General features: G+C 72.9%; 9 protein-coding genes and 1 pseudogene. 7 read left to right on the forward strand and 3 right to left on the reverse strand.

What is annotated here, in order from left to right:
- Nucleotides 1-260 precede the first annotated feature (260 nt).
- Together AC13HU_RS26795 and AC13HU_RS26800 are read left to right on the forward strand one after the other, a co-directional pair.
- The gene (locus tag AC13HU_RS26795) at nt 261-482 is read left to right on the forward strand and encodes a helix-turn-helix domain-containing protein (protein ID WP_202232978.1); all 222 of its coding nucleotides are present in this window, start codon (nt 261-263) and stop codon (nt 480-482) included.
- 153 nt (nt 483-635) lie between these two features.
- On the forward strand, nt 636-1,427 hold the full coding sequence (locus AC13HU_RS26800; protein ID WP_483044530.1) for an enoyl-CoA hydratase/isomerase family protein: 792 nt from the start codon (nt 636-638) through the stop codon (nt 1,425-1,427).
- A 366-nt stretch (nt 1,428-1,793) separates the two neighbouring features.
- On the opposite strand, the gene AC13HU_RS26805 is transcribed toward AC13HU_RS26800, so the two are convergent.
- Nucleotides 1,794-2,576 (reverse strand): hypothetical protein, encoded by a 783-nt coding sequence (locus tag AC13HU_RS26805; RefSeq protein WP_483044531.1) that lies wholly within the window; start codon nt 2,574-2,576, stop codon nt 1,794-1,796.
- 132 nt (nt 2,577-2,708) lie between these two features.
- Between AC13HU_RS26805 and AC13HU_RS26810 the strand changes: the two genes are divergently transcribed.
- The 5 genes from AC13HU_RS26810 to amaP all read left to right on the forward strand — a co-directional run bounded on the left by AC13HU_RS26810 (nt 2,709) and on the right by amaP (nt 5,267).
- Nucleotides 2,709-3,206, forward strand: a complete 498-nt coding sequence (locus AC13HU_RS26810; protein ID WP_483044532.1) for an Asp23/Gls24 family envelope stress response protein — start codon at nt 2,709-2,711, stop codon at nt 3,204-3,206.
- Between the two features lie 72 nt (nt 3,207-3,278).
- Nucleotides 3,279-3,479, forward strand: coding sequence for a hypothetical protein (locus tag AC13HU_RS26815; protein ID WP_103884081.1), 201 nt, complete (start codon nt 3,279-3,281; stop codon nt 3,477-3,479).
- On the forward strand, nt 3,479-3,850 hold the full coding sequence (locus AC13HU_RS26820) for an Asp23/Gls24 family envelope stress response protein (RefSeq protein WP_483044533.1): 372 nt from the start codon (nt 3,479-3,481) through the stop codon (nt 3,848-3,850). Before AC13HU_RS26815 ends, AC13HU_RS26820 begins: the two co-directional genes overlap by 1 nt.
- Nucleotides 3,847-4,659, forward strand: coding sequence for a DUF6286 domain-containing protein (locus AC13HU_RS26825; RefSeq protein ID WP_483044534.1), 813 nt, complete (start codon nt 3,847-3,849; stop codon nt 4,657-4,659). Before AC13HU_RS26820 ends, AC13HU_RS26825 begins: the two co-directional genes overlap by 4 nt.
- 11 nt (nt 4,660-4,670) lie before the next feature.
- Nucleotides 4,671-5,267 (forward strand): alkaline shock response membrane anchor protein AmaP, encoded by a 597-nt coding sequence (gene amaP / locus AC13HU_RS26830; RefSeq protein ID WP_483044535.1) that lies wholly within the window; start codon nt 4,671-4,673, stop codon nt 5,265-5,267.
- Nucleotides 5,268-5,287: 20 nt separating this feature from the next.
- Here the strand turns inward: amaP and AC13HU_RS26835 are convergent, their stop codons facing one another.
- Together AC13HU_RS26835 and AC13HU_RS26840 are read right to left on the reverse strand one after the other, a co-directional pair.
- On the reverse strand, nt 5,288-5,554 hold the full coding sequence (locus tag AC13HU_RS26835) for a hypothetical protein (protein ID WP_483044536.1): 267 nt from the start codon (nt 5,552-5,554) through the stop codon (nt 5,288-5,290).
- A 45-nt stretch (nt 5,555-5,599) separates the two neighbouring features.
- Nucleotides 5,600-7,402: pseudogene (locus AC13HU_RS26840) on the reverse strand (glycoside hydrolase family 15 protein); the annotation flags it as partial.
- Between the last annotated feature and the right edge of the window lie 76 nt (nt 7,403-7,478).

The following is a 7,478-nucleotide window of genomic DNA, read 5'->3' on the forward strand; positions in this document are numbered from 1 at the left end:
CCACCCCGCCCGACCCGGCGAACACGCCCGTGACGTCGGGAAACTCCTTACGGACCCGGCTGACCTGCCGGTATTCCCCGGGCTGTGATCTCGGTACGAAATTGACGGCCGGGAAATAGTGCGCGCACCGGGTTCTGCCGGGGCTATCGGGGCATTCGGTTGCTGAATGTACGCGGATGGACCTTGTCGAATGGGTGGCCAGGAACGTGGTTAGGGGTGATCATGAGAGTCCATAGCGCACTTCCCTGGAGGAGGCACGGGTGGCCGAGACTCTGAAGAAGGGCAGCCGGGTGACCGGCGCCGCGCGCGAGAAGCTCGCGGCAGACCTGAAGAAGAAGTACGACTCCGGTGCGAGTATTCGAGCCCTGGCCGAGGAGACCGGCCGTTCCTACGGGTTCGTGCACCGGATGTTGAGCGAGTCCGGCGTGGCCCTGCGCGGCCGCGGCGGTGCCACACGGGGCAAGAAGGCCACCGCGGCCTGATCCCCGCGGGGATTTCCCGCGGGCGGGCGTGGAGCGGGCGCGAGCAGCGTCCCCGATCCGCCCCGGGGCATGTGCGGGCACCCGTCCGTCCGGCGAGCCGACCGAGTGGTTACCCTTCGGTAATCATGTTCGCGGTCCGCTCGGAGGTGCCCGATGCCCGATGCCCACGTACTGCTCGAACGCGACGGAGTCCGGCTCACCCTGGACGGCGCCGTCGCACACATCACCCTCTGCAACCCGGCCAAGCGCAACGCCCAGTCGCCCGCCCTGTGGCGGGCCCTGGCCGAGGCGGGCCGGCTCCTGCCGGGGAGCGTACGGGTCGCGGTGCTGCGCGGCGAGGGCGTGTCCTTCTCCGCCGGACTCGACCGGCGTGCGTTCACCCCAGAGGGCTTCGACGGCGAGCCGTCCTTCCTCGACCTCGCGCGCGGTACCGAGCACCAGCTCGAAGAGGCCGTCGCGGGGTTCCAGGAGGCGTTCACCTGGTGGCGGCGCACTGATCTCATCACGGTCGCCGCCGTTCAGGGGCATGCGATCGGCGCCGGCTTCCAGCTCGCCCTCGCCTGCGACATGCGGGTCTGCGCGGACGACGTGCAGTTCGCCATGCGGGAGACCTCGCTCGGGCTGGTGCCCGACCTCACCGGCACGAAGCCGCTGGTCGAACTGGTCGGGTACGGCCGCGCCATCGAGATCTGCGTGACCGGGCGGTTCGTGCGGGCCGACGAGGCCGCGCAGTGCGGGCTCGCGAACGTGGTGGTGCCTGCGGCGGAACTCGACGACACCGTGGCGGATCTGGTCGCGGCGGTGCTGGCCGCACCGCGGGATGCGGTCATCGAGACCAAGGCGTTGTTGCGCTCCGCGCTCAGCGAACCCGAGGCAGCGCAGCGCGCGGCCGAGCGCGCGGCCCAGGGGCGCCGCTTGCGGGACCTCACGGGTGCGGGTGACTGACCCCCCGGATGCCCCCGTTCCGTCGGCTGAGGGACCACCTGCCGGTGGTGGGCGGATGGGGGTCCTCCCCCTGGCTCCGCCGGGGGCACCCCCACTCGGGCGAAGCTGTGGGGGAGCGCCGTTCCCCGCGCCCTGGGGCGGTGCCCCTTGCGGTCCCATGGCCACCTTGCGGTGCGTCGTGGCTTGTCGCGCCGCTCCCCGCGCCTGGGTATGTGCGGCTCCTCCGTGGAAGGAGGGCCATCCCCAAGGGGCGCGCGGGGAACGGCGCGACAAGCAGGCCACCGGCCCGCGGCCGGGAGATCGCCGTGACCGGGACGGCGCGTAGCCGGAGGGACCCTGTCCGCCCACTAACCGGGGGCGCCCCGGTTACGTGATGTCGGTGACTACTACGGCCGTGCAGACGGGGCCGGGGGCACCCGGGGTGGTGGCCTTGGCGGCCGCGGCAGCGGCTTCGCGGGCCACGGCGAGCGGCCGGAAGGACCGCTCCGTGGCGATCTGCAGCTGAACGTGCCGAGCCGGACTCCCCGGCGGCTGCGTATCGCGGATGCGGACACCCCCGCGCCCGGTCAGCCGCCGCGTCAGACGGGCCACGCCCGGCACCGCCCGCACCGCGGCCTCCGCCGCCTGCGCGGTGCCGTGGACGACGCCCCGCCCGCCGTCGTCGTCGGCCTCGGCGTCACCCTCCAACTCCGGCCGGGCGCGGCCGCTCCCGACGGCGGCGGCCGGCTCGTCGGGATCGTCGAGCAGCCCGGTGACCGCGAGATCCACGGCATGCACCGGCAACCCCAACCCGTCGTCGCCCGCGGCAGCGAACAGCGCGATCCGCAGCCGCTCGGCCATGACCGGCAGCGGCTCGCCCACCGCGGCCTCGAACCCCGCCCGGATCCGCAGCGGTTGGTGTGGCAGCGCGCCCAGCGGGGCGGCGGCGGGCACGTCCCGGTCGTCGGCACCGCCGGCGCCGTCCGGAGCCGGCACGACATCCACCCGGCCGAGCCGTACTCCCGGCAGCGCCGCGCAGACGGCCCGCAGGGCGGCCACGGCCGTCCGTTCGGTGATCCACGCGGCGTCCTCGGGCCCGCCGAGTGGCAGCAGCCGACCCAACGCGACCTGCTCCCGTACCGTCCGAGCCAGCCGGTCCATGGCCACCACGCCTCGCCTCCCGCGGGCCGACCACTCTGATGGGGGGTCGGCGACAACCCACTCGCCGCATCCCCCACGCGTGCGGGGGCATGCGCACATAGTGTGGAGCACGGAGCAGCCCAGACGGAGGGACGACTCGCGATGACCGACACCGCACAGCAAGGCACCCCGGAGCCGAACGGCTCGTTCGTGTCCGAGGGCAGGACGCTGGACAAGGGAAGTTCGGGCGGCCGCAAGGCGCTCGGCGACCCCGCCACCCGGGGGCGCACCACGATCGCCGACGGCGTGGTCGAGAAGATCGCCGGCCTCGCCGCTCGCGATGTCCTGGGCGTGCACGCGATGGGCACCGGGCTGTCCCGTACGTTCGGCGCGGTGCGCGACCGGGTGCCGGGCGGCGGCCGTTCGGTGTCGCGTGGGGTCAAGGCCGAGGTCGGCGAGGTCCAGACCGCGCTCGACCTCGACATCGTGGTCGAATACGGCGTGTCGATCGTCGAAGTCGCCCGCGCCGTACGCGAGAACGTCGTCGCGGCGGTGGAGCGGATGACCGGCCTGGAGGTCGTCGAGGTCAACGTCGCCGTGGGCGACGTGAAGTTGCCGGACGAGGATGACGACGACGATCGCGAGCAGCGGGTCCAGTAGCGGGCCCGTAGGGACGGACCCGGTTCCAGCACAGGCGGAGGCGGTCATGGCTGAGGGGACGGAGAGCGCGGAATGAGTATGGCGGTGATCGGCCTGGCCGTGGGAATGGCACTCGGATTCGCCGGATGGTTCGGCGGATTCGGGGCCTTCCTGCTGGTGGCAGCGCTCGGAGCGGTCGGATTCGTGGCAGGCAAGTTCCTGGACGGTGACATCGAACCGGGCGAGTTCTTCCGGACGCGCGACCGCGACCGTGACCGCGACCGGCGGCGCTGATGGCGGGAGCCGCACCCGCCCGGATGCCGCCTGCGGAGCGCGGTGCACTGCGGATCGCGGACCGGGTGATCGCGAAGATCGCCGCGCAGGCCGCCGGTGAGGCGCTGATCGGCGCACCCGGCGCCGACCTGGTGCCCGACGACGCGCGCCCGCACGCCACGGTGTCGGTGCGCAAGGACACCGCCCGGCTGCGGCTGGCCCTCGAACTCGGCTATCCCACCGACATCGGCGCGCTCTGCGGCACGGTACGGCGTCATGTGACCGGCCGGGTCGAGGCGTTGACGGGCATGGTGGTACCCGAGGTGGCGGTCGAGGTCGAACGCCTGCACTCGGCCGCCGGCCGCCGCAAGGACGAAGGGAGGGTGCAGTGAGCGACTACGGCCCGGGCCCCGACCGTCCCGCGGACCGGCACGGCGACGGCGAAGACGGCGGTCGCGGTTACGGCGACGAGGGCGGCAGTCCCGCCTACGGCCCCGGCTCGGACCTCGGCTCCGGCCCGGATACCGGATTCGGCCGGTCCGACGAACCCGAGCCGACCGTCAAGCTGCCCACCCTGGACCCACGCGAGCCCGAACCGTACTCCGACTCCGGCGCGATCCAGTACGCCCCGGCGGCCGGTGAGCCCGGCGCGATGCGGGCCAAGCGCTTCTGGTCCGGCCGCCGTATCCCCTCGGCCGTGACCGCCGCCGTCTGCACCGCGCTGGCCGGCCTGTTCCTCTACGACGTCGCCGCGGTGCGCACCGATCGCAAGGCGATGGCCTGGCGGAAGACGCTGGCGCACGAGCTGGCCACCCGTCACCTGGACAACGTGTGGATCATCGTCGGCGCCGCGGTGGCCGCCGCGCTCGGCCTGTGGCTGCTGCTGCTCGCGTCCACCCCGGGCGAGCGCGGGGTGCTGCCGATGGCCCGCCGCGGCCCGCAGGGCGTCCGCGCCGGCCTGGACCGGCACGCGGCCGAACTGGTGCTGCGCGACCGGGCGATGGAGGTGCCCGGAGTGCGCTGGTCGCGGGTGAAGGTGGGCCGCCGCAAGGTCAAGGCGCGCGCCACCTCGCACTTCCGCGAACTGGACGACGTACGGCGTGATCTGACGGTCGCTCTGGACAAGGCGGCCGGGCAGCTCGGGCTCGCCAAGGCGCTCGGCATGCGCGTGCACATCCAGCGGGCCGACAAGAAGGCGTGAGGAGAGGGCGCATGCGCACCACACTCAACCGGGTCATGCTCGGCCTGCTCGGTCTCCTGCTGCTGGTGGTCGGCCTGGCGGTGCTGGTCGGCGGCCTGAACCTGGAGAAGCACTGGAACTTCAAGCTGCCGCACTGGTGGCCGTTCAGCGGTCCGAAGGACGTGCTGCTCAGCACGCACGACCGGACCCGCTACCGCTCGGACGGCTGGTGGTGGCCGGTGGTGATCGCGGTGCTCGCGATCCTGCTGCTGATCGGTCTGTGGTGGCTGTTCGCGCAGGCGCGCAGCCGGCGGGTGCGGCAGGTCCGGGTGGACAGCGGCGACGGCCAGGGCGCGATGCTGCGCGGCCGGGCGGTGGAGGACGTGCTGAGGTCGGAGTCCGAGGCGTACGACGGCGTGGCGTGGTCCGGGGCCCGGCTGGTGGGCAAGCGCGGCAACCCCTCGGCGCGGCTGGTGCTCGGCCTGGAGCCGCACGCCAACCCGCGGGAGGTCGTGGCGGGTCTGGACTCCTCGGTGCTGGAGCGGGCCCGCACCTCGGCCGGGCTCGAGGAACTGCCCGCCGAGGCCCGGCTGCGCGCGGTGCGCCACCGGGCCCGCCGGGTGAGCTGACGCGCTTACCCCCCAGGTCGTTACAACCGTCCGACGATCGCCATACTGCCGATCGGCCCGACCAGCACCACCGCGGCCGTGAACGCCAGCGCCATCCAGAGCATGTAGCGGGAGGACTCGGCGCCGGCCCAGCCCTGCTCCTTGCGGTTCATGGCCGCGTACTTCTCCGGGTGCTCGACCATGAACTGCCGTCGCGCCCGCTGACCGCGGATGGCCCAGCGAATCATCAGCCACGTCATCACGCCCAGGTCCGCGGCCCACCACAGTCCCACCCATATCCCGGTCACGCCGGCAGAGCCTATCCCTGGGGTGCCGCGCCGGCGCCCCATTGGTCAGGCGGTGGTGTCGCCCCGTCGGCCGGTCAGCGCCAGCGCGCTGTTGACCAGGCCGATGTGGCTGAACGCCTGCGGGAAGTTGCCCAACTGCCGTCCCGCGACCGGGTCCCACTCCTCGGCGAGCAGGCCGACATCGTTGCGCAGCGACAGCAGCTTCTCGAACAGCTCCTTCGCCTCCGCAGGCCGCCCCGTGGTGTGCAGGGCGTCCACCATCCAGAACGAGCAGGCCAGGAAGGCGCCTTCGGTGCCGGGCAGGCCGTCGACACCGGCGGCCTCGGGGCTGTAGCGGCGGACGAACCCGCCGAGGTCCAGCTCGGCGCGGACCGCCGCCACGGTGCCGACCACCCGGGGGTCGTCGGGCGGCAGGAAGCCGACCTGCGGGATCAGCAAGGTGGCGGCGTCCAGTTCACGCGAGCCGTAGGACTGGGTGAAGGTGTTGCGGTCGGCGTCGTAGCCCTTCTCGCACACCTCGGCATGCACCTGCGCGCGCATGGCGCGCCAACTGTCCACGTTGCCGCGCAGTTTGGGCCGGGCCTCCATGGTGCGCACCGCGCGGTCGGCGGCGACCCAGGCCATCACCTTGGAGTGCACGAAGTGCCGGCGCGGGCCGCGTACCTCCCACAGGCCCTCGTCGGGTTCGTGCCACTTGGACTCCAGGAAGTCCATCAGGGAGCGCTGGAGGTTCCAGGCGTGCGACTCGGTGGCCAGGCCGCGCTCCCCGGCGAGGAAGAGGGAGTCCATCACCTCGCCGTAGACGTCGAGTTGGAGCTGGCCGGCGGCGGCGTTGCCGATCCGGACGGGGGTGGAGCCCTGGTAGCCGGCCAGCCACGGCACTTCGTACTCCGGCAGCCGGCGCTCGCCCGCGATGCCGTACATGATCTGGAGGTCGGCCGGGTCGCCGGCGACCGCGCGCAGCAGCCAGTCCCGCCAGGCGTGCGCCTCGTCCAGGTAGCCGCCGGCGATGAGGGCGTTGAGGGTCAGGGCCGCGTCGCGCAGCCAGCAGTAGCGGTAGTCCCAGTTGCGGACGCCGCCGATCTCCTCGGGCAGCGAGGTGGTCGCGGCGGCCGCTATGCCGCCGCTCGGCGCGTAGGTGAGTGCCTTGAGGGTGATCAGGGAGCGCAGCACCGCGTCGCGCCAAGGGCCTTCGTAGCGGCACTGGGAGGACCAGGACTCCCAGTCCTTGAGGCAGTTGTCGAGGGCCGCGAACGGGTCGACCTTGCGCAGGTGCCGGGCGTGCGAGGCGTTCCAGGTCAGTACGAAGCCGACCCGCTCGCCGGCGGAGACGGTGAAGTCGGCGTAGGTGCGCATGTCCTTGCCGTACATCGGCACGTTGGGGGTGCTGCGCAGCCATACGGAGTCGGGGCCGGCGGTGGCCACGCGGTGGCCGTCGATGCGGCGCATCCAGGGCACCACGTTGCCGTAGTCGAATCGCAGCACCAGTTCGGCGTGCATGGCGACTTCGCCGGATATGCCCTCGACGACGCGGATCACGTCGGGCGCCTTGTCGCGCTGCGGCATGAAGTCGGTGACCTTCACGGTGCCGCTCGGGGTCTCCCACACCGTGTCGAGGACGAGGGTGTCACCGCGGTAGGAACGGGTCGCGCAGTGCGCGGAGTTGACCGGGGCGATCCGCCAGCGGCCGTTGTCGCGGTCGCCGAGCAGCGCGGCGAAGCAGGCCGCCGAGTCGAAGCGGGGCAGGCACAGCCAGTCGATCGAGCCGTCCCGACCGACGAGCGCGGCGGTCTGGAGGTCCCCGATGATCGCGTAGTCCTCGATGGGTGCTGCCACGTGTCCGCCTCGCCGCCTTCTTCTGGCCGTCGTCGGCCGTCACCTGGTGCAGTCGCCCCCCGACCGTACAACTCGGCGGTGGGGCGCC

It is taken from the genome of Streptomyces sp. NH27 (genome assembly GCF_056859195.1).

Bases quoted from the DNA above. Each gene is read 5' to 3' on its own strand.
- AC13HU_RS26800 (WP_483044530.1), top strand. From the start codon at position 636: ATGCCCGATGCCCACGTACTGCTCGAACGCGACGGAGTCCGGCTCACC.
- AC13HU_RS26810 (WP_483044532.1), top strand. From the start codon at position 2,709: ATGACCGACACCGCACAGCAAGGCACCCCGGAGCCGAACGGCTCGTTC.
- AC13HU_RS26815 (WP_103884081.1), top strand. From the start codon at position 3,279: ATGAGTATGGCGGTGATCGGCCTGGCCGTGGGAATGGCACTCGGATTC.
- AC13HU_RS26820 (WP_483044533.1), top strand. From the start codon at position 3,479: ATGGCGGGAGCCGCACCCGCCCGGATGCCGCCTGCGGAGCGCGGTGCA.
- amaP (WP_483044535.1), top strand. From the start codon at position 4,671: ATGCGCACCACACTCAACCGGGTCATGCTCGGCCTGCTCGGTCTCCTG.